General features: G+C 71.6%; 21 protein-coding genes and 1 pseudogene. 15 read left to right on the top strand and 7 right to left on the bottom strand.

Translation table 11 applies throughout. The annotated features are described in order from the left end of the window. Positions 1-10 precede the first annotated feature (10 nt). The gene (locus ACWEF2_RS23935) at positions 11-670 is read left to right on the top strand and encodes a TetR/AcrR family transcriptional regulator (RefSeq protein ID WP_453818590.1); all 660 of its coding nucleotides are present in this window, start codon (positions 11-13) and stop codon (positions 668-670) included. Here ACWEF2_RS23935 and rpsD read toward each other — a convergent pair. Next, positions 658-1,272, bottom strand: a complete 615-nt coding sequence (gene rpsD, locus ACWEF2_RS23930) for a 30S ribosomal protein S4 (protein ID WP_453818589.1) — start codon at positions 1,270-1,272, stop codon at positions 658-660. The two genes, ACWEF2_RS23935 and rpsD, sit on opposite strands and share 13 nt — an antisense overlap. 87 nt (positions 1,273-1,359) lie before the next feature. On the opposite strand from rpsD, the gene ACWEF2_RS23925 reads away from it, so the two are divergent. Then, positions 1,360-2,088 carry a DUF2470 domain-containing protein gene (locus ACWEF2_RS23925; RefSeq protein WP_453818588.1) on the top strand — a complete coding sequence of 243 codons (729 nt, stop codon included), beginning with the start codon at positions 1,360-1,362 and terminating at the stop codon, positions 2,086-2,088. A gap of 185 nt (positions 2,089-2,273) precedes the next feature. Here ACWEF2_RS23925 and ACWEF2_RS23920 read toward each other — a convergent pair. Continuing rightward, positions 2,274-2,570 (bottom strand): annotated as a pseudogene (locus ACWEF2_RS23920) (ClpP family protease); the annotation flags it as partial. Between the two features lie 71 nt (positions 2,571-2,641). On the opposite strand from ACWEF2_RS23920, the gene ACWEF2_RS23915 reads away from it, so the two are divergent. The 5 genes from ACWEF2_RS23915 to ACWEF2_RS23895 all read left to right on the top strand — a co-directional run bounded on the left by ACWEF2_RS23915 (position 2,642) and on the right by ACWEF2_RS23895 (position 6,022). After that, positions 2,642-3,199, top strand: coding sequence for an MFS transporter (locus ACWEF2_RS23915; RefSeq protein WP_453818587.1), 558 nt, complete (start codon positions 2,642-2,644; stop codon positions 3,197-3,199). Positions 3,200-3,342: 143 nt separating this feature from the next. Next, entirely contained in the window at positions 3,343-3,915 is a 573-nt protein-coding gene (locus ACWEF2_RS23910) for a copper chaperone PCu(A)C (protein ID WP_453818586.1), read from the top strand. 16 nt (positions 3,916-3,931) lie between these two features. Next, positions 3,932-5,170, top strand: a complete 1,239-nt coding sequence (locus tag ACWEF2_RS23905) for a Dyp-type peroxidase (protein ID WP_453818585.1) — start codon at positions 3,932-3,934, stop codon at positions 5,168-5,170. A 176-nt stretch (positions 5,171-5,346) separates the two neighbouring features. Further along, positions 5,347-5,541 (top strand): CsbD family protein, encoded by a 195-nt coding sequence (locus tag ACWEF2_RS23900; protein WP_453818584.1) that lies wholly within the window; start codon positions 5,347-5,349, stop codon positions 5,539-5,541. A 217-nt stretch (positions 5,542-5,758) separates the two neighbouring features. Beyond that, entirely contained in the window at positions 5,759-6,022 is a 264-nt protein-coding gene (locus ACWEF2_RS23895) for a hypothetical protein (RefSeq protein ID WP_453818583.1), read from the top strand. Positions 6,023-6,102: 80 nt separating this feature from the next. On the opposite strand, the gene ACWEF2_RS23890 is transcribed toward ACWEF2_RS23895, so the two are convergent. Further along, on the bottom strand, positions 6,103-7,272 hold the full coding sequence (locus ACWEF2_RS23890; RefSeq protein ID WP_453818582.1) for an ROK family transcriptional regulator: 1,170 nt from the start codon (positions 7,270-7,272) through the stop codon (positions 6,103-6,105). 145 nt (positions 7,273-7,417) lie between these two features. On the opposite strand from ACWEF2_RS23890, the gene zwf reads away from it, so the two are divergent. Both zwf and edd read left to right on the top strand, forming a co-directional pair. Next, entirely contained in the window at positions 7,418-8,893 is a 1,476-nt protein-coding gene (gene zwf / locus ACWEF2_RS23885; protein ID WP_453818581.1) for a glucose-6-phosphate dehydrogenase, read from the top strand. 83 nt (positions 8,894-8,976) lie between these two features. Beyond that, positions 8,977-10,860 (top strand): phosphogluconate dehydratase, encoded by a 1,884-nt coding sequence (gene edd / locus ACWEF2_RS23880; protein ID WP_453818580.1) that lies wholly within the window; start codon positions 8,977-8,979, stop codon positions 10,858-10,860. On the opposite strand, the gene ACWEF2_RS23875 is transcribed toward edd, so the two are convergent. Next, the gene (locus ACWEF2_RS23875) at positions 10,832-11,077 is read right to left on the bottom strand and encodes a hypothetical protein (protein ID WP_453818579.1); all 246 of its coding nucleotides are present in this window, start codon (positions 11,075-11,077) and stop codon (positions 10,832-10,834) included. The genes edd and ACWEF2_RS23875 overlap by 29 nt on opposite strands. Here ACWEF2_RS23875 and eda point away from each other — a divergent pair, their 5' ends adjacent. The 3 genes from eda to ACWEF2_RS23860 all read left to right on the top strand — a co-directional run bounded on the left by eda (position 11,078) and on the right by ACWEF2_RS23860 (position 13,213). Beyond that, positions 11,078-11,689 (top strand): bifunctional 4-hydroxy-2-oxoglutarate aldolase/2-dehydro-3-deoxy-phosphogluconate aldolase, encoded by a 612-nt coding sequence (gene eda / locus ACWEF2_RS23870; RefSeq protein ID WP_453818578.1) that lies wholly within the window; start codon positions 11,078-11,080, stop codon positions 11,687-11,689. It begins immediately after the preceding gene. Between the two features lie 363 nt (positions 11,690-12,052). Then, positions 12,053-12,790, top strand: coding sequence for an ATP-binding protein (locus tag ACWEF2_RS23865; RefSeq protein ID WP_453818577.1), 738 nt, complete (start codon positions 12,053-12,055; stop codon positions 12,788-12,790). Positions 12,791-12,940: 150 nt separating this feature from the next. Continuing rightward, positions 12,941-13,213, top strand: coding sequence for a hypothetical protein (locus ACWEF2_RS23860; RefSeq protein ID WP_453818576.1), 273 nt, complete (start codon positions 12,941-12,943; stop codon positions 13,211-13,213). Between the two features lie 171 nt (positions 13,214-13,384). Here ACWEF2_RS23860 and ACWEF2_RS23855 read toward each other — a convergent pair whose 3' ends face one another. Further along, on the bottom strand, positions 13,385-14,185 hold the full coding sequence (locus ACWEF2_RS23855) for a TetR/AcrR family transcriptional regulator C-terminal domain-containing protein (RefSeq protein WP_453818575.1): 801 nt from the start codon (positions 14,183-14,185) through the stop codon (positions 13,385-13,387). A gap of 103 nt (positions 14,186-14,288) precedes the next feature. Between ACWEF2_RS23855 and ACWEF2_RS23850 the strand changes: the two genes are divergently transcribed. Beyond that, positions 14,289-15,164 (top strand): alpha/beta fold hydrolase, encoded by an 876-nt coding sequence (locus ACWEF2_RS23850; protein ID WP_453818574.1) that lies wholly within the window; start codon positions 14,289-14,291, stop codon positions 15,162-15,164. On the opposite strand, the gene ACWEF2_RS23845 is transcribed toward ACWEF2_RS23850, so the two are convergent. Then, complete coding sequence (locus ACWEF2_RS23845; RefSeq protein ID WP_453818573.1) at positions 15,138-15,389, bottom strand: hypothetical protein; 252 nt, start codon at positions 15,387-15,389, stop codon at positions 15,138-15,140. The two genes, ACWEF2_RS23850 and ACWEF2_RS23845, sit on opposite strands and share 27 nt — an antisense overlap. Then, positions 15,337-15,924, bottom strand: coding sequence for a hypothetical protein (locus tag ACWEF2_RS23840; RefSeq protein WP_453818572.1), 588 nt, complete (start codon positions 15,922-15,924; stop codon positions 15,337-15,339). Before ACWEF2_RS23840 ends, ACWEF2_RS23845 begins: the two co-directional genes overlap by 53 nt. Before the next feature lie 243 nt (positions 15,925-16,167). On the opposite strand from ACWEF2_RS23840, the gene ACWEF2_RS23835 reads away from it, so the two are divergent. Together ACWEF2_RS23835 and hglS are read left to right on the top strand one after the other, a co-directional pair. Then, complete coding sequence (locus tag ACWEF2_RS23835; protein WP_453818571.1) at positions 16,168-16,320, top strand: hypothetical protein; 153 nt, start codon at positions 16,168-16,170, stop codon at positions 16,318-16,320. Further along, entirely contained in the window at positions 16,317-17,732 is a 1,416-nt protein-coding gene (hglS, locus tag ACWEF2_RS23830) for a 2-oxoadipate dioxygenase/decarboxylase (RefSeq protein WP_453818570.1), read from the top strand. Before ACWEF2_RS23835 ends, hglS begins: the two co-directional genes overlap by 4 nt. Positions 17,733-17,868: the final 136 nt, after the last annotated feature.

Here is a 17,868-nt window from a genome sequence, read left to right as displayed (position 1 = left end):
AATGACCCGCATGAGTGAGGGCCTGCGTGAGCGCAAGAAGCGGGAGACCCGGTTGCGCATCTCCGACACGGCGACAGGGCTGTTCCTGACGCGAGGCTTCGACAACGTGACGGTGGCCGAGGTCGCCAGAGCGGCGGACGTCTCGGTCAACACGGTCTTCAACTACTTCTCCACCAAGGAGGACCTGCTGTTCGACCGGCAGGACGAGATAGTGGGGCTGCTCGGCGAGATCGTGCGGCGGCGAGAGCCGGGAGAGGGCGCGGTGGAGGCGGTGCGCCGCGACTTCCTGGACGCCCTGGACACCGGCGCCTGGCGGTACGGCCTCCACGAGGGGAGCGACGCCTTCGCCCGCATGGTCGGCTCCAGCCCGGCCCTCGTCGCCCGGCTGCGGGAGATGAACGAGCTGCGGCAGGCGGCCCTGGCCCGGACCCTGGCCGACGAGGCCGACGCCGACCCCGACGACCTCACCCCCTGGCTCGTCGCCGGTCAGATCTGCGCGACCCTGCACACGCTGATGACGTACGGCGCCCGCCGCATGCTCGCGGGCGAGAGCATGACCGCCATCACCCCGGACCTGCGCGGGCAGGCCGAGCACGCTTTCCGCCTGCTGGAGTCCGGGGTCGGCGGCTACTGCGTCCGGCAGGAGGAACCCCCGGGTCAGCGGGAGTAGAACTCCACCACGAGCTGCTCGTCCACCGGCACGACGACCTGCTCGCGCAGCGGGCGGCCGATCAGCGTGAACCGGAGATCGGCGTGGTCGACGTCGAGGTAGGCCGCGGTCCGCTCGTCGGCGTAGACGCCCTCGGCGGCGGCGACGAACGGCTGCATCGCCCGGGACCTCTGCCGCACCGAGATGACCTGGCCGGGCTTGACCAGGTAGCTGGGAATGTCGACCTTGCGGCCGTTCACGGTGATGTGACCATGGGTGACATACTGCCGGGCCGCGTAGATGGAGGGGGCGAGACCCGCGCGCAGCACGAGCGAGGCGAGGCGACTCTCCAGCAGCACGACCAGCTCGGCCCCGGCGCGGCCGGTGCCGCGCAGCGCCATGTCCCAGTAACGGCGCATCTGCCGCTCGGAGACGTCGTAGTACCAGCGCAGCTTCTGCTTCTCCATCAGCCGCACCCCGTAGTCGCCGGTCTGCCGCCGGTTGGTCTTGCGGCCGTGCTCACCCGGGGGGTAGGGCCGCTCCTCGAAGTAGCGGACGGCCTTGCGGGTCAGCGGGACGCCCGCCCTGCGGGACAGACGAACCTTCGGCCCGGTGTAGCGCATGGTCACTCCTCTATGATTAGGTCTACCTTAGTTAGGTAAACCTAACCTTAGCTCACAGCGCCCCTCGACCTCAAGGAGAACCGGCCCATGCAGCAGCCCGTCACCGCTCCGCCGATCCCTGAGCGGGTCCGCACACTGGCCGCCACGGCCGTCCCCACCCACGTGTCCCTTGTCGGCGCCGACCTGCCCGCGGCACCCGCCAGAGGAGGCGTGGACGCCGCCGGCCGCCCGGTGCTGCTGGTCCTGCCGGGAGACCCGCTCCACGACGTACGTGAGGAGCCGGTGGTCACCGTGGACCTGACCGCCGGTCGGCTGCTCGACGGGTTCGAGGCCCCGCGCGGCCTGCTCAAGGTGCAGGGCTGGGCTCAGGCCGTAACGGGCGCCGAGGCCAGGGAGGCCGCGGTGGCGATCGCCGAGCGCTGCCCGGACGAGGCGCTGTTCGAGGCCGTGGAGGGCACCGGCGGCCCACGGCTGCTCCGGGTCGACGTCGGCCAGGTGATCTATCTCACCGGCCCCGAGTCCGGGGTGCTGGACGCCGAGGAGTATCTCGGCGCCGACCCCGACCCCCTGATGGACGCCGCCGAGCGCATGCTCCACCACGTGAACGACGCTCACAGGGGGCAGTTGGAGAGCGTTCTGCGCACCCTGCTCCCCGCCCCGGTCCACGATGTCTGGCTCTGGGAACTCGATCGCTTCGGCGCGACCATCCGCTCCGGCGCCGACCGGCCCACACTGATCCGCCTGCCCTGGCCCGCTCCGCTGACCGACGCCGAGTCGCTGGAACACGCCCTGAGCTGCCTGCTCTGCCGCCACTGAGGCCGCCACCGGGACGTCGGCGGGCCACCGCCGGCACGGCACCGTCCGTCATCCCCTCCCGCCGGGAGCCCGCCGCGCCGTGGACGGCGCGGCGGGCTCCGGCTGTCCGGCGCGATTCTCACCGCGCGCCGAGCGCCGGAATACCGTATGCCGAAATCAGCCGCGAGAATTACCCTGAGAGCGAATCAGCGATTCTCCGGAACGACCTCGCGGTTGGTGCGAACGACCTCGTCGACGAATCCGTAGTCCTTGGCCTCGGCGGCCGTGAACCAGCGGTCACGGTCCCAGTCCTCCTCGATCCGCTCCAGCGTCTGGCCGGTGTGAAAGGCGATCCGCTCCCGCATCAGCTGCTTGGTGTAGAGCATCTGCTCGGCCTGGACGGCGATGTCGGCGGCGGTGCCGCCGAGGCCGCCGGACGGCTGGTGCATGATGACCCTGGCATGCGGCAGGGCGTACCGTTTCCCGGGCGCGCCGGCGCAGAGGCGGCCCTCGGGGGTCTCGGCCCCCCGCCGCTCTGGAGGGCACCCCCACCGTGTGTGATGATTGCGGCATCATGCCGGTGACCACCCTTTTCCGCCTCGCCCGCGCCTCGGCCTTCGCCGTGGTGGCCCTCGGGCTGGGCGTGATCGCGCACGTGTTCGCCGGGGGCGCGGTCCCCGTGTGGAGCGCGGCGGCCGGGCTGGCACTGGCGTTCGCCCCCGCGCTCGCGGTGACCGGACGCGAGCGCGGCATGGGGATGATCCTCCCGCTGCTCGCGGGCACCCAGGGGGCGCTCCACCTGCTGTTCACCGCGGCGCACCCGCCCGTCCCGCACAGCGCCGCCGGGCACGCGCACTCGCAGCTGGTGCCCGGCCTCGCCATGCTGGTCATGCACTGCTGGGCCGTCGGACTGACCGCGCTCTGGCTCGCCCGGGGCGAGGCCCTGCTCTGGGGCCTGCTGCGGCGGCTCGGCGCACGACTTGGGCCGATCCTGACCGGCGAGCCCGTCCGTACCCCGGTAAGGGCCGCGGCACACGCCCGTCCGGACGCGCCCGGCGCCCTGCGCTCCGCGCTCCTGCGCCACGTGGTGAGCCGGCGCGGCCCGCCGAGGCCACGCGTCGCCTTCCGCTGACGCGCTCCCTCTTTTCACCGACTGTTACCGACGCTCCGGGCCGTACCACGGCGCCGGACGTTTCACCCGATCTCTCCGGCGTATCCGACGGCATGTCGAGCAGTGCTCCGGCCGCGGCGCCGTACACCTGGAAAGGCCCTTTCATGATTACTCGTCGTGTTCTTCCGGCCGGTCTGCTGGCCGTCCTCGCCACCGTGGCGGTGAGCGCCTGTGGCGGGCAGGCCACCGAGCAGACCGGGCAGAAGGCTGCGGCGCCGGCCGCTGCGAGCACGTCCGCCGCCCCGAGCGCACCCGCCGAGGGACCGCCGCTCGCGATCACCGACCCGTGGGTGAAGACCACCAAGAAGGGCATGACCGCCGCCTTCGGCACCCTGGTCAACAACACCGACGTCGAAATGGTCGTCGTCTCCGGACGCTCCCCTCTGTCTCCGAGGATCGAGCTGCACGAGGTGGTCGGCGACAACGGCAAGATGGTGATGCGCCCGAAGGGCGGCGGGTTCGTCATCCCCGCCCGCGGCACGCACCGTCTCCAGCCGGGCGGCGACCACATCATGCTCATGGGCGTCACCAAGGAGGTGAAGCCCGGCGCGCAGATCGACTTCACCCTCACCCTCAAGGGCGGCGAGACCCTGGAGTTCACCGCGGTCGGCAAGGACTTCGCCGGCGGCAAGGAGAACTACCGGCCGGACGCGCACACCGGCAAGGACCACGGCTGACCGAGGATTGGAAGTCATGCGAGACCCCCAGCTGACCCGCAGGGGACTGCTCGCGGGGGGCGCCGCCACGGTGGCCGGCGCCCTCTCCGCGTGCGCTCCCGGCCGGTCGGTCTCCCAGGAGCAGTCCCTCTCCCCCGCCGGGCAGGCCGTCTCGGAAACCGCCCCCCAGGCGGTTGCCGGCGGCTCGGCCGTGGAGCCCTTCCACGGCGCCCACCAGGCAGGGGTCGCCACGATCCCGCAGGCCCACGCCGTCTTTGTCGGCCTGGACCTGCTGCCGGGCACCGGCCGCGAGGCGATCGCCCGGATGATGCGCCTGCTCACCGACGACGCGCGCCGCCTGACCCAGGGGCGGCCCGCCCTGGCCGACACCGAGCCGGAGATGGCCGCGCTGCCCTCCCGGCTGACCGTCACCTTCGGCTTCGGCCCCGGCCTGTTCACCGCGGCCGGGATGGCCGGGCGGCGTCCCGCCTCGGTGGCCCCGCTCCCGAAGTTCACCATCGACAGGCTGGAGAGGCGGTGGGCCGGCACGGACCTGCTCCTGCAGATCTGCGCCGACGACGGCGTCACCCTGGCCCACGCCCTGCGCATGACGGTCAAGGACGCCCGGTCCTTCGCCAGGGTGCGCTGGACCCAGCGAGGGTTCCGGCACAGCCCGCAGACTCAGGCGCCGGGGCTGACCCAGCGCAACCTGATGGGCCAGCTCGACGGGACCGTCAACCCCAGGCCCGGCACCCCCGGCTTCGACCGGGCCGTGTGGGTGAACGACGGCCCGCAGTGGCTGCGCGGCGGCACCACGCTGGTGCTCCGGCGCATCCGGACGGAGCTGGAGACGTGGGACGCCGCCGACCGGACGGCCAGGGAGTTCTCGGTGGGCCGCAGGCTGGACACCGGCGCCCCGCTGACCGGACGGCTTGAGCACGACGAGCCGGACCTCGACCGGGTCACGCCGGCCGGTTTTCCGGTCATCTCCGAGTACGCCCACATCCGGCGGGCCCACGTCAGGGACCCGAACCTGCGGATCTTCCGCCGGGTCTACAACTACGACGAGGGGCTCACCCCCGAGGGACACTCCGACTGCGGGCTGCTGTTCGCCTCCTACCAGGCGGACGTCACCCGGCAGTTCGTGCCGATCCAGAAGAGTCTGGCCGAGGCCGACCTGCTCAACGAGTGGACGACGCCGATCGGGTCGGCGGTGTTCGCCATCCCACCGGGCTGCTCCGCCGACGGCTGGATCGGCGAAACCCTGCTGGCCTGAGGCGGAGCCGGCTCCGCGGATCCCGACGGCCGCCGCGACGGCGGACAGCCGGGCACCTGGGCACCTGGGCACCTGGGCACCTGGGCACCTGGGCAGCCCATGTTTACCGCCCCCGTCTCCGGACAGTACGTACCACTGCACGGCAGAAAATGTCACACGGGGGGAGAAATCACACTATGGGTACCGACGACAAGATCAGCAACAAGGCCGAAGAGCTCAAGGGCAAGGTCAAGGAGGGGGCCGGTCGCGCCACCGACAACGAGCGGCTGGAGGCCGAGGGCCGGGCAGAGCAGAGCAAGAGTCACCTCAAGCAGGCGGGGGAGAAGCTGAAGGACGGCACGGAGAAGGTCAAGGACGCCTTCAAGGACTGACCTCCGGCGGCCACGCGGCGCGAGCCCCGCGCTCGGGGGCCCGCGCCGTCCGCCCGCACCCCTGCGCCGTGGGACGCCCGCAACGGGAGGACCCCGGGCTTCCGGCCCTGTCCGGCCCCGCGAGAGAGGCCACGCCGCCACCACGCCGGGCAACAGCGGGGCGCATGACGAGAAGGCATCCGGGTACGGGGATGCGCCTGAACGAAGGAGGGGAACATTGACTCCCGAAGGACAGCCGGAGCGGATGTCGGCGACCGGCAAGCCCATGGTCCGCGCGACACCGCGAGACGTCGTCCACATCCGTCTGGGCTCGTTCGCGCTGGTGGCGATCGCCGGTGTCGCTGTTCTCGGCCTGGTGGCCGGCATCAGGTGGCTGGCCGTCGTCATGGCGGTGCTCGGGGTGATCGCGATCGCGGACATCTGCCTGGCGATCCGCCGCCAGTCCCGGGCTCCCCGCGACACGACGACCGAGGCGGGCTGAGGGAACCGCGAGGTCCCGGCGGGTCTTACGCCGCGGATCGCATGAGATCGCCCGGGACGGGCCACCGGGAATCCGCGAGCTCACCCGATCGCGTCGACGGCCTCGGGCGAGAGGATGTGGTCGAGGACCATGTGCGCGCAGCCGACGATCCCGGCCCGGGGACCGAGGCGGCTCCGCTCGATCCGCAGGTTACGGGTGGACAGGGCCGTCGAGCGGCGGTGAACGACCTCGCGCACGCCGGACACCAGGGGCTGGAAGGACTCGACCACGTCGCCCCCCAGGACCACCACAGCCGGGTTGAGGAGGTTGACCGCACTGGCCACGACCTCTCCCAGCATCCGCGCGGCGTTGCGGACGACCGTCATGGTCTCGGCGTCGCCCGCCCGCACCAGGCTCACCACGTCGGCCAGGGTCCTCACCTCGTGTCCCCGGGCACGCAGGTCGCGCAGGATCGCGGTGCCGCTGGCCACCGAGTCGACGCAGTCGACGTTGCCACAGCGGCACAGCACCCCCCCGCCGTCACGGACCGGGATGTGCCCGATCTCCCCGGCCGCGCCCAGCGCGCCGCGCAGGATCTCGCCACCCGCGATGACGCCGGAGCCGATCCGGGTCGAGACCTTGACGAAGAGCAGGTCGTCGACGTCACCGGCGTAGACGGCGTGGTGCTCGCCGATCGCGATGACGTTGACGTCGTTGTCGAGGAAGACGGGGGCGGGAAAGCGCTCGGCGATGATCGGCGGGACGGCGACCCCGGTCCAGCTCGCCATGATGCGGGCACTCTCGGTACGGCCGGCCGCGAACTCGACCGTGGCGGGAACCCCCAGGCCGACCCCGCGCACCCGGGAGACCGGCCGGTCACCGAGCAGCTCGTCCCAGGTCCGCATGACCAGGGGAAGGACGACGTCCGGCCCCTCCTCGACGTCGACCTCCAGATCGGCGCGGACCAGCTCGCTCCCCGCGAGGTCGCACACGGCGATCTGCGCCCTGCTCGCGCCCAGCGAGGCGACCAGCACGACGCCGCCGGAGGCGTTGAAGGCCAGGCGGGCGGGCGGGCGTCCGCCGGTGGAGGGGCCCTCGCTGTCCTCCACCACGAGACGCCGGTCCAGCAGCTCGGTGACGCGCAGGGAGACGGCGGGCCGGGACAGGCCGGTGACCCGCCCGATGTCCGCGCGGGTAACGGCCTCGCCGGTGCGAATGAGGCGGAGCACCTCGCCGCTGGTGGCGAGCGCGGCAGCGGGACGTCGGGGCATCCGCCAAGTGAACCACACGCCCTTGTGAGATGAAAAGTACAGACTTTCTTATCTCGAATAACAAAACTTCGCTTGTGCAGAGCACAAGATATGGATACCGTCCGATCTATCCCTGATTCCGGTAGATCACCACGGAGCATGTTCCATGTCCGAGCCCCCGCAGTCCGCCGACCTGATCATCTTCGGCGGGACAGGCGACCTCTCCATGCGGAAGCTCCTCCCCGCGCTCTACCACTGCGACCGCGACGGCCGCCTCTCCCCCACCACTCGCGTCATCGCGATGTCGCGGGGCGGGCTGGACGACGCCGACTTCCGCGGCAAGGCGGACGCCGAGGTCCGAGGCTCCGTACCGGTGGACGACCCGGACCTCTGGCGGCGCTTCCTCGGCCGGCTGCACCACGTCTCCGTCGACATCGGCGGCCAGGACACGACGGGCTGGGCGAGGATCACCGGCCTGCTCGCCGGCCGCGAGCACCACAACCGGGTGTTCTACCTGGCCAGCCCGCCCATGACGTTCGGCCCGTTCTGCCGGGAGCTGCACCGGGCCGGGCTGGTCACCCCCGCCGCGCGGGTGGTGCTGGAGAAACCGCTCGGCCGCGACCTGGCCAGCGCGCAGCGCATCAACGACGAGGTCGGCGCCATCTTCGACGAGCGGCAGATCTACCGCATCGACCACTACCTGGGCAAGGAGACGGTGCAGAACCTGCTCGTGCTCCGGTTCGCCAACGCGTTCCTGGAGCCGATCTGGAACTCCCTCTGGATCGACCACGTCCAGATCACCGCCGCCGAGACCGTGGGCACCCCCGGCCGCCGGGGCTACTACGACCACGCGGGCGCGCTCCGCGACATGGTGCAGAACCACCTGCTCCAGCTGCTCTGCCTGGTCGCCATGGAGCCACCGGCCCGCAACCACCGCGAGTCCATCCGCGACGAGAAGGTCAAGGTCCTGCAGGCACTGCGGCCCATCGTCGGCGGCGAGGTGGACCGCTTCGCGGTCCGGGGCCAGTACATCGCCGGCGAGTCCGGCGGCGTCCGGGTCCCGGGATATCTCGACGAGCCCGGCAGCACCGCTCCCACCGGGGCCTCGCACCGGGTGGAGACCTTCGCCGCGCTCCGCGCCGAGGTGCGGAACTGGCGCTGGGCGGGCGTGCCGTTCTACCTGCGCACCGGCAAGCGCATGCCCTACAGGTGCTCGGAGATCGTGGTGCAGTTCAAGGACGTGCCCCACTCGATCTTCCCCGGCAGCGCGCCCAACCGGCTGGTGCTCAGGCTGCAGCCGAGCGAGGGTATCCGGCTGCACCTCATGGCCAAGGAGCCGGGCGCGGGCGAGGTGGCGCTCAAGCCGGTCCCGCTCAGCCTGAGCTTCGCCGAAACCTTCACCGCCCGGGTGCCCGAGGCCTACGAACGGCTGCTCATGGACGTCCTCACCGGCACCCCGACGCTGTTCATGCGGCGTGACGAGGTGGAGGCCGCCTGGCGGTGGATCGACCCGATCATCAGCGAGTGGGAGTCGGGCGGCATGACGCCCGAGCCGTACCCGGCGGGCAGTTCCGGCCCGGCGGGGGCCCACGAGCTCGTGGCCCGCAGCGGCCGCGCCTGGCACCGGGAGGACCTCGCGTGAACGACCCGGCAGGGCACGGAGCCAGGCACGAAGACGGACGCGAAACCAGAGACCACGACCGAGACGACGATGGAGAGGGCCGGATGAACCCCGTCATCCAGGAGATCACCGACCGCCTGACCGCGCGCAGCCACGCCACCCGTGCCGCCTATCTGGCCCGGCTCCACGCCGAGGCCGAGGCGGCCCGCCGGCGCGGACCCGCGCGGGCGGGCCTGGGCTGCGCCAACCTGGCCCACGGCTTCGCCGCCGCGGCGGGGTCAGACAGGCGGGACCTGCGGGCCGGTGTGAAGCCGGGCGTGGCGATCGTGTCGAGCTACAACGACATGCTGTCGGCGCACCAGCCGTACGAGACCTATCCGCCGATCCTCAAGGCGGCGGTGCGGAGGGCGGGCGGCGTCGCGCAGTTCGCCGGCGGGGTGCCCGCGATGTGCGACGGCATCACGCAGGGCCGTGCCGGCATGGAGCTGTCGCTCTACAGCCGCGAGGTCATCGCGATGTCCACCGCGATCGCCCTCTCACACGACATGTTCGACGCCTCCCTCATGCTGGGGGTCTGCGACAAGATCGTGCCGGGCCTGCTGATCGGCGCGCTGCACTTCGGCCATCTGCCGGCGGTGTTCGTCCCCGCGGGGCCGATGACCTCCGGCCTGCCCAACAAGGTCAAGGCCCGCACCCGGCAGCTGTTCGCCGAGGGCAAGGTCGGCAAGCCCGAACTGCTCGACGCCGAGTCGCGGTCCTACCACTCCCCCGGCACCTGCACCTTCTACGGCACCGCCAACTCCAACCAGGTCATGATCGAGGTCATGGGCCTGCACCTGCCGGGGGCGACCTTCGTCAACCCGCGCACCGAGCTGCGTGAGGCCCTCACGGAGGCCGCAGGCAGGCGGGCGGTCGAGATCACCGTGCACGGCGGCGAGTACACCCCCGTCGGCGAGGTCGTCGACGAGCGGGCGATCGTCAACGCCTGCGTGGCGCTGCTGGCCACCGGCGGCTCGACGAACCACACCATGCATCTCGTCGCGATCGCCGCCGCGGCGGGCATCGAGTTGCTCTGGGACGACCTGGCCGCGCTGTCGAAGGCGGTGCCGCTGCTCACCCGCATGTATCCCAACGGCCAGGCCGACGTCAACCACTTCCAGGCCGCGGGTGGCATGCAGGTGCTGATCGGCGAGCTGCTGGACGCCGGACTGCTCCACGCCGACGTGCTGACGATCGCCGGGCGCGGGCTGGGACACTACCGGTCGGCCGTCACGCTCAAGGACGGCGAACCCGTCTGGCGGGAGCGGACCGGCGGCAGCACCGACCCCGAGGTGCTCCGTCCCGTCTCGGACGCCTTCTCCCCCGACGGCGGTATCCACATGCTCGACGGCAACCTGGGGCGCGCGGTCGGCAAGGTCTCCGCGGTCCGGGAGGAACACCTGGTCGTCGAGGCCCCGGCGAAGGTCTTCGACGACCAGCTGGAACTGCTGCGCGCCTTCGAGTCGGGCGAGCTGGACGGCCAGGACTTCGTGGCGGTCATCCGCTACCAGGGGCCGAGCGCGAACGGCATGCCCGAGCTGCACAAGCTCACACCGCCGCTGGCGGTACTGCTGGACCGGGGCCAGCGGGTGGCGATCGTCACCGACGGCCGCATGTCCGGGGCCTCGGGCAAGGTCCCGGCGGCCATCCACCTGTCCCCCGAGGCCGCCTGCGGCGGTCCGATCGCCCTCGTCCTGGACGGTGACCCGATCCGCCTCGACTCCACCGCGGGCACCCTGGAACTACTGGTCCCCGCCGAGGAGCTGGCCGCCCGTACACCGCGGGGGGCGCCGCTCACCGACGCCCAGTGGACGGGCACCGGCCGCGAGCTCTTCGCCGTCTTCCGCCGTACGGCGGGGCCCGCCGAGCGCGGCGCCGGGATCTTCGCCCTGAACGGCCACGCCGAGAGCGCCGCGAACCTCACGGGACCGGCGCCCGATCCGGCCTGATCACCGAGCCGGGCGGCTTGGGCGGCGGTGTGCCGCCCCATATGGTGGACCTGGCCCGTTCCAGCGACCTCCGCCGCCGGTCCGAGACCACCCCGACACCGAACGACCATCCGCCCGGCATCGCCACCACCCCGGCCGTGGCCGCCCGGCCCGCCCCCGCCGGCGTGGCGGCGCGGCCGGACCGGTGCCCGCCGGACACGCCGAGTATGGAGTACACATGAGCCTGCTGGACATCGCCCCGGTGATCCCCGTCGTCGTGATCGACGATCCGGAGACAGCGGTTCCCCTGGCCCGCGCCCTGCTGGCGGGCGGCCTGCCGGCGATCGAGGTCACCCTCCGCACGGCCGGCGCGCTGCGGGCCGTCGAGCGGATCGCCGCCGAGGTGCCAGGGGCGGTGGTCGGCGCCGGAACCGTCCGGACCCCGGCCGACGTCGCCGCGGCCGTGGCGGCCGGGGCCGCCTTCCTGGTCAGCCCGGGCAGTACGGCCGGGCTGGTGGACGCCATGGAGGGCTGCGGCCTGCCGTTCCTGCCCGGTGTGGCGACCGCGTCGGAGGCGCTGGCGCTGGCGGAGCGCGGGCTGACCGAGATGAAGTTCTTCCCGGCCGAGGCCGCCGGGGGCCTGCCGTACCTGAGGGCGCTCGGCGGCCCGCTGCCCGATGTCCGGTTCTGCCCGACGGGCGGGATCAGGCCGGCGACGGCCCCCGACTACCTCGCGCTGCCGAACGTCGGCTGTGTGGGCGGAACCTGGCTCACCCCCGCCGACGCGCTCGCCATCGGCGACTACGCGCGTATCGAGAAACTGGCCGCCGAGGCGGCGGCGCTGCGCTGAGAACGCCGCAGGCGCGAGACGCGCCGAGGCGTCGACAGGAGGCGATCCGCACCCAGAAGAAGGGAAAACTGCCCTAAAAGGACATAAAGCCCCTAATTATTAGGATTAATAATATATGGGCGACAAAGACACGCCCGACCGGAGCACAGAGTTACATGTTCATCCCAGTATGGGGACAGTAGCGGGGCGGATCCGGCCAACAGGTGGAGCGGGGGCCGAACGTCCCCTAGCCTGTAACCGCGAGGGGAGTACTTCCCAAGAACCGCCCCGGTCAGTACGGGCGCCCTGCGGCGTCCCCGGGCGGTCACCCGCGAGGCGCGGGTGAAGGAGACCTCGGATGACCGAGTCATTCGAGGAGCCTGCATGTCCGCAGACCGACTTTCCCGCACCACCGGCGGTACGACGCCCGCCGACGCGACGGCCGCCGTCCCGGCCCGGCCGCCCGAGCACGCCGTCACGGTCCTGACCTACCCGCCCCGCACACTGGTGCTGCTCGCCGGGCTTCCCGGCGCGGGCAAGAGCACCCTGCTGGACCGGCTGTACGGGTTGAGCGGTGACGAGCGGGAGCCGTTCCCCGCCGGGGAGGTGCGGGTGATCGACTCCCGGCAGTCGCGCAACTGGTGGGCCCGCTATCTGGGCGCGATCCCGCCAAGGGCCCGCACCCCGCTGGTGCACACCACGCACGTGTGGCGGATCGCGCGGGCGCTGGTGGCCGGTCACGGCGTCGTCGCGCACACCCGGGGCACCTGGTCGCACATCCTGTACGGCTTCGCCTGGCTGGCCCGCCGGGTCGGCGGCGAGGTCCACCTGATCCTGCTGGACGTGGAGCCGAGGGCCGCACGCGAGGGACAGATCTCCCGGGGCCGGGTGGTCACCGCAGCCACCTTCGCCCGGCACTGCCGTCGCTGGCAGGTGCTCGTCACCCGCGCCCGCACCGGCGCCCTCCCCCCCGCCTCCGGTGTCACGCTGCTGGACCGCCCCGCCGCCGACCGCCTGCAGGCCATCCGCTTCGACGCCCGGACCGCCCGGCCCGCCTCCTACCGGAACCCCCGGCCCGGCGACCGGCGGGATGGACTACGAGACGGCCGGCGAGACGGGTGACAGACCGGCGACCCCGGCCCCCGAGGTCCCATCCGCGTCTCGCGGCCGCGGGCGACACGCGGCTCTCCCGAGACCTTTATGTATACACAAAGTAACGACTTGATGGCGTACTGTGATTGCGGTAAACACTCCCCCACGGAGAGGTATCTCATGATCAAGCCAGCACTGAGGGCCGGAACCGCGGCACTCGCGACGGCCGCCCTGCTCGCCGCACCGGCGGCCCTCTCGGCCCCCGCCCACGCCGCCGCCGCGACCGCCGGCACGGTCGGCCAGGTGCCCGCCGGCGACAACGTGTATCGCGACTGGTACAGGACCCACTCCAACTGCGTGACCGCCGGCCAGGGCGGGATCGACCGGGGCCACTGGGATCACTACACCTGCTCCGAGGGGGACTGGCTCTGGCACCTGTGGACCAATCGCTGAGCGGCACAACCCCCTTCGGCCGGGGGGCGCACCGCGCACGAGGTGGTGACCGGCCCAGCGCCCACCACCCCGGCTGACCACCAGGCGGGAGCCGTAGCGGTACGGCTCCCGCCCCGTGCCGAATCCCGCGCGCCGCGGCTCTACGCCGACACCGTGTGGGACGCGGTCAAATCAGTGTGCCCGGCGCCGCGCTCTCGACTCGACGCCGTCGAGCAGGATGTTCACGCCTCCGGTGAACGCGTCCCGGGCCTCTCGCTCCCAGCGCGGCGTCCCCTCAGCCGATGACGGCTGCGGCTCCTCCGCGGAGAGCCGGGTCGACAGCGGGAATCGCCGGTCGAAATCGGGGACGAGTTGCCTGAGGAGGCCCGCGCGAAGTGCCCACCACTCCGCGTCGGGGGTTCCTGTCGTGCCAGCGGCCGACCCGGCTTCCACCACGGACCGTGCCGCACCGCGGACCAGGCTGAAGAGGGAGCCGACGACCGATCGGACCACCGTCGGCTCCAGTCCCGTCTCCTTGAGGATGCGAAGGATGGACTCAAGGACACCCTGCTCGTGCGGTCCGAGCACCGGCCGCGCGTGGGACACCTGGAGAAGCCACGGGTGACGCAGGTACAGGGCCCGCAGCTCGTTCGCCCAGGACTCCACGCCGACGCGCCAGCCGCCGGACAGGTCGTGATCTGCGGGCATCTCCGCGTGAGCCTGGTCGTACATCAGGTCGATCAGTTCTCGCTTGGTCGGCACGTATGTGTACAGCGACATGGCGGTGCGGCCGAACCTTTCGCCGACCGCCCGCATGGACAGGCCGTCCATCGTGCCGGCGTCGGCCACCGCGATCGCGGCGTCCACGATGGCGTCCACCGTCAGGGCGGGTTTGGGGCCGGGGGCCGTACGGGCGCCGCCCTCGGGCGTCGAGGTGCGCCACAGCAGCGCCAGCGTTCTCCGCGCGTCACCCTGGCCGGCGTAGACAACCACCACGCAACTCCTTACGAGATAAGGTATTGTGCTCGGACAGCAATAGCTTACGCCATATAGAAATGCTGGCCGGGGCCCGCCGGGGCTCTTGAGAGGACGCCCAATGCCATCCGCGACGCTTCACGACGGACGCACCATCGAGATCGAGATCCACGGCGACGGACCGGCCGTCCTGGTTCCGGTGAACCCCGAGCCGGCGGACGAAGGCCCGAAAGCCGAGGAGATGCGCAAATGGGGCGCCGACCCTTCTCTCGGCCACTCCCTGGTCACCGGGCTGAGGGACGGGTTCCGAACCATCGCCTTCGACTACGAGGGACACATCCTGAGCGTGCCGAAAGCCGACACGCTCACCCCGGACGCCGTCGCCCATGATCTGCTCGCCGTCGCCGACGCGGCCGGCGCCGACGACTTCGCCTACTACGGATATTCCTGGCTGGCCATGGTCGGCATGCAGCTCGCCATCCGCACCGACCGCCTCACAGCACTCGTCATGGGGGGCTTCCCGCCCGTCGGCGGCCCCTACGAGGCAATGCTCAGAGTCACCGCCGCGACCCACCGGATGGCCGTCGAGGCGCGGACCCCGCCGTCCACCCAGCCGAACCCGCCGTCCACCCAACCGGCGGAGGCGGGCGACTGGTCGAACGTCACGGTGTCCATGTCGCAGGACCAGACCCGCCAGTTCGTCACGCTCTACCAGGCGCTTCAGCGCTTCGACGACCGAGCCGCCCAGAGCCGGATCACCTGTCCCAGGTTGTGCTTCGCCGGATCGGCCGACAGGATCGACTACGGACCGAAGTGGGGAGACGTCCAGGTGAACATCGCCGGACCGATCCTGGAACGGCGCGCGGAGCTCGAACGACTCGGCTGGGACGTGCGGGTCCTCGACGGCCTCGACCACATGCGGGCCATGCAGGCGGACCAGGTTCTTCCGGTCATCCTCCCGTGGCTCACCTCAGAGCTTCCGCCACTCGCGAGCTGACGCCGCCGGGCATCCCACCACCGCGGCGAAGCGTCCGCCGTGGACGAACTCCGGCCGGTGGACGAGGTTGTCGTCCCGTCCGGCGAGCCGCCGGACGAGGCCGGCCAGGTCCGCGGCGACGACCGCCGCGTCGTTCTCGCCCCGGCCCCGGTGGCCGTGGCGCCGGTGGGGCTCACATCCGGACAGCGCGGTCGGGGCCGTCGAGAAACCCCCCGGTATCCTCACCGAGGTCACCCAGCAACCTGACCCACACATGCCGGTTCTCGTCTGACTGCGTGATCCATTCTCGAAGTCTGGCCGCCATGAGCGCGCGCTCGGACGCCAGCCGAGGCAGACGCAACTGCTCGACAGCCGCCTCGGCCGCGCGCACCCGCAGGGCCGGCGCACCACGGTCGAGCACTCCGGCGACCGCCCGGTATCCCTCGACGATCGACGCCTCCAGCTCAGGGATCAGAACCGCGAAATCCGGGTCGCCGGAGAACTGAAAGGTCGCGTAGGCCACGGCGCCCAGGAAGCCGACGAGCTCGTCACGGACGTCGGCGTCGACCGCGTCCGTCGCGATCAGCCGGCTGACGACCCGGGCCGCGGGGGCCGTCGCCGATCCCGGAAAGCCCTGGTGCAGGATCGCGCTGTCCAGGTGCGCGACGGCGTCCATACGTTCACGCTCATCGCAGGAGGTCAACGCGGCCAGGTGCCCGGGCGTATCGGTGGCCTGCCCATAGGCGTGCGCGAGCCGCGCCCAGTCGAAACCGTCGATCATCTCTGCCCCTTCCGATCCGGCCGTCGGCGACCCCCTGGAACCGGTACGGCCCCGGGATCGATGATCCCAGCTCAGCGCGCGGAAGGGGAGACGGGCGTGACGAGCCCTCGGATCGTCACGCGCAGCGCCAGCTTTCCTAGGTCTGGGAACAGCCAGATCGCACGCTCGCGGCCTTGGCCCAGCTCGCAGGGTCAGTGATCCTTGGGATGCGCGGTTGTCCAACACCGCCGCGAAGGAGTTGAAGTGTCCGAGTTCTACCCCTCGATGAACGGCTGGGGTTCCAAGAAGGTGGTCCGCGTCTCCGGCCACAGGTCCGGAAGGCACGGCGTTCTCGTCCTGGACAACAGGACGCGGGGGATGGGGAAGGGTCTCGACGGGCTGGAGCACGCGGCATGACGTACCTTGAGACCTGGCGGCTCAGAGCCGAGTTCGCCCGCAGGCTGTCCGACCTCTACGGCACGGAGGTGCCCGCCTACGCGACGCTCGTCGACGTGTCGCAGCAGGTGAACGGTCAGGTGCTCGCCGAGCGGGGAGCCGGCGCCGAAAGGCTCGGATCGATCGGCAGGGTGACCGCGGAGCGGCACGGGGCGATCCGGGTCGGGACGCCCGCCGAGCTCGCTCAGGTGGCCCGGATCTTCGGCGCGCTGGGGATGAGCCCCACGGGCTTCTACGACCTCCGGGACGCCGCACCGTCTCCCATCCCCGTCGTCTCGACGGCGTTCCGGCCGATCACCGCGCCGGAACTGGCGAGGAACCCCTTCCGGGTCTTCGTCTCGCTGCTCGTGCCCGAGGACCGGAGATTCTTCGACGCCGACCTCGCGGAGCGTCTGAACACGTTCCTCTCCCGCCGGCGGCTGTTCCCGGACGAGCTCCTGGCCCTGGCGGATTCCGCGGAGGCGGACGGCGGCCTCGACACCGGCCGCGCCGCCCGCTTCCTTGAGCTGGCGGTCGGCGCGTTCGCCCTGTCGGACGCCCCGGTCGACCGCGGCTGGTACCGGGAGCTCGAAGCCGTCTCAAGTGTCGCCGCCGACATCGGCGGAGTCACCACCACGCACATCAACCACCTCACCCCACGTGTCCTCGACATCGACGAGCTGTACCGGCAGATGACCCGCCGGGGCATCGAGATGATCGACGAGATTCAGGGGCCGCCTCGATGGGACGGACCTGACGTGCTCCTGCGTCAGACGTCCTTCCGCGCCCTGGCCGAGCCCCGCCGGCTCCGTGACGCGGACGGCACCGTCCGCCCCGGCGAACTGCGCGTTCGCTTCGGCGAGGTCGAGGCACGCGGTATCGCGCTGACCACCGCGGGACGGAGTCTGTACACCGCCCTGGTGGCGGAGGTGGACCGCAGGCATGCCGGATCGACGTCGGCCCGGCGTCAGGACGTGGCGCGGCAGGTCTGGTCGGACCACATGCCCCGCACCGAGCAGGAACTGGCGGCCAGGGACCTGGCCTTCTTCACCTACGAGATCAACAGCACGAGGGCCTTGGACGGCGTGGCCCCCTCCTCCGCCCTCTCACAGCTGCTCGCGGACGGCTGGGTCGTACCGCGCCCCGTCGTCTACGAGGACTTCCTGCCTCGTTCCGCGGCCGGCATCTTCTCGTCCAACCTCACCAGTTCCGGGGCTGTGACGGACACCGGCGGCGGTGTCCACCGAGACGCCGAGTGGATGTCCGCCGCGATCGGCCGCCAGGTCCAGGAGCCCACCGAGCTGTACGAGGCGCAGCGCGCGGAGTCGTTGCGGCAGGTCGCGGCGGCTCTCGATTTCGACGCGATCGACCTGCCCGGAGGCGTACTCGCCTGAGAGCCCTAGTACTGTGACCGGAAACGCTCACCGGGTCGCGCGCCGCTCGGCGGCGGAGAGGCGCCAGGTGCGGGAGATGTGCCGGTCGAGGCTGTGGTTCTTGTACTGCGTCAGCACCACGATCTGCAGATAGTGA

It is taken from the genome of Streptosporangium sp. NPDC004631 (assembly GCF_053601935.1).
The sequence above is the reverse complement of the archived record's forward strand: the minus strand, read 5'-3'. Positions and strand labels throughout refer to the sequence as shown.

Coding starts and splice junctions, on each gene's coding strand:
- ACWEF2_RS23915 (WP_453818587.1), top strand. CDS start 2,642: ATGCCGGTGACCACCCTTTTCCGCCTCGCCCGCGCCTCGGCCTTCGCC.
- ACWEF2_RS23890 (WP_453818582.1), bottom strand. CDS start 7,272: ATGCCCCGACGTCCCGCTGCCGCGCTCGCCACCAGCGGCGAGGTGCTC.
- ACWEF2_RS23860 (WP_453818576.1), top strand. CDS start 12,941: ATGATCAAGCCAGCACTGAGGGCCGGAACCGCGGCACTCGCGACGGCC.
- ACWEF2_RS23840 (WP_453818572.1), bottom strand. CDS start 15,924: ATGATCGACGGTTTCGACTGGGCGCGGCTCGCGCACGCCTATGGGCAG.
- ACWEF2_RS23925 (WP_453818588.1), top strand. CDS start 1,360: ATGCAGCAGCCCGTCACCGCTCCGCCGATCCCTGAGCGGGTCCGCACA.
- ACWEF2_RS23910 (WP_453818586.1), top strand. CDS start 3,343: ATGATTACTCGTCGTGTTCTTCCGGCCGGTCTGCTGGCCGTCCTCGCC.
- ACWEF2_RS23905 (WP_453818585.1), top strand. CDS start 3,932: ATGCGAGACCCCCAGCTGACCCGCAGGGGACTGCTCGCGGGGGGCGCC.
- rpsD (WP_453818589.1), bottom strand. CDS start 1,272: ATGCGCTACACCGGGCCGAAGGTTCGTCTGTCCCGCAGGGCGGGCGTC.
- eda (WP_453818578.1), top strand. CDS start 11,078: ATGAGCCTGCTGGACATCGCCCCGGTGATCCCCGTCGTCGTGATCGAC.
- edd (WP_453818580.1), top strand. CDS start 8,977: ATGAACCCCGTCATCCAGGAGATCACCGACCGCCTGACCGCGCGCAGC.
- ACWEF2_RS23865 (WP_453818577.1), top strand. CDS start 12,053: ATGTCCGCAGACCGACTTTCCCGCACCACCGGCGGTACGACGCCCGCC.
- ACWEF2_RS23900 (WP_453818584.1), top strand. CDS start 5,347: ATGGGTACCGACGACAAGATCAGCAACAAGGCCGAAGAGCTCAAGGGC.
- hglS (WP_453818570.1), top strand. CDS start 16,317: ATGACGTACCTTGAGACCTGGCGGCTCAGAGCCGAGTTCGCCCGCAGG.
- ACWEF2_RS23935 (WP_453818590.1), top strand. CDS start 11: ATGAGTGAGGGCCTGCGTGAGCGCAAGAAGCGGGAGACCCGGTTGCGC.
- ACWEF2_RS23850 (WP_453818574.1), top strand. CDS start 14,289: ATGCCATCCGCGACGCTTCACGACGGACGCACCATCGAGATCGAGATC.
- zwf (WP_453818581.1), top strand. CDS start 7,418: ATGTCCGAGCCCCCGCAGTCCGCCGACCTGATCATCTTCGGCGGGACA.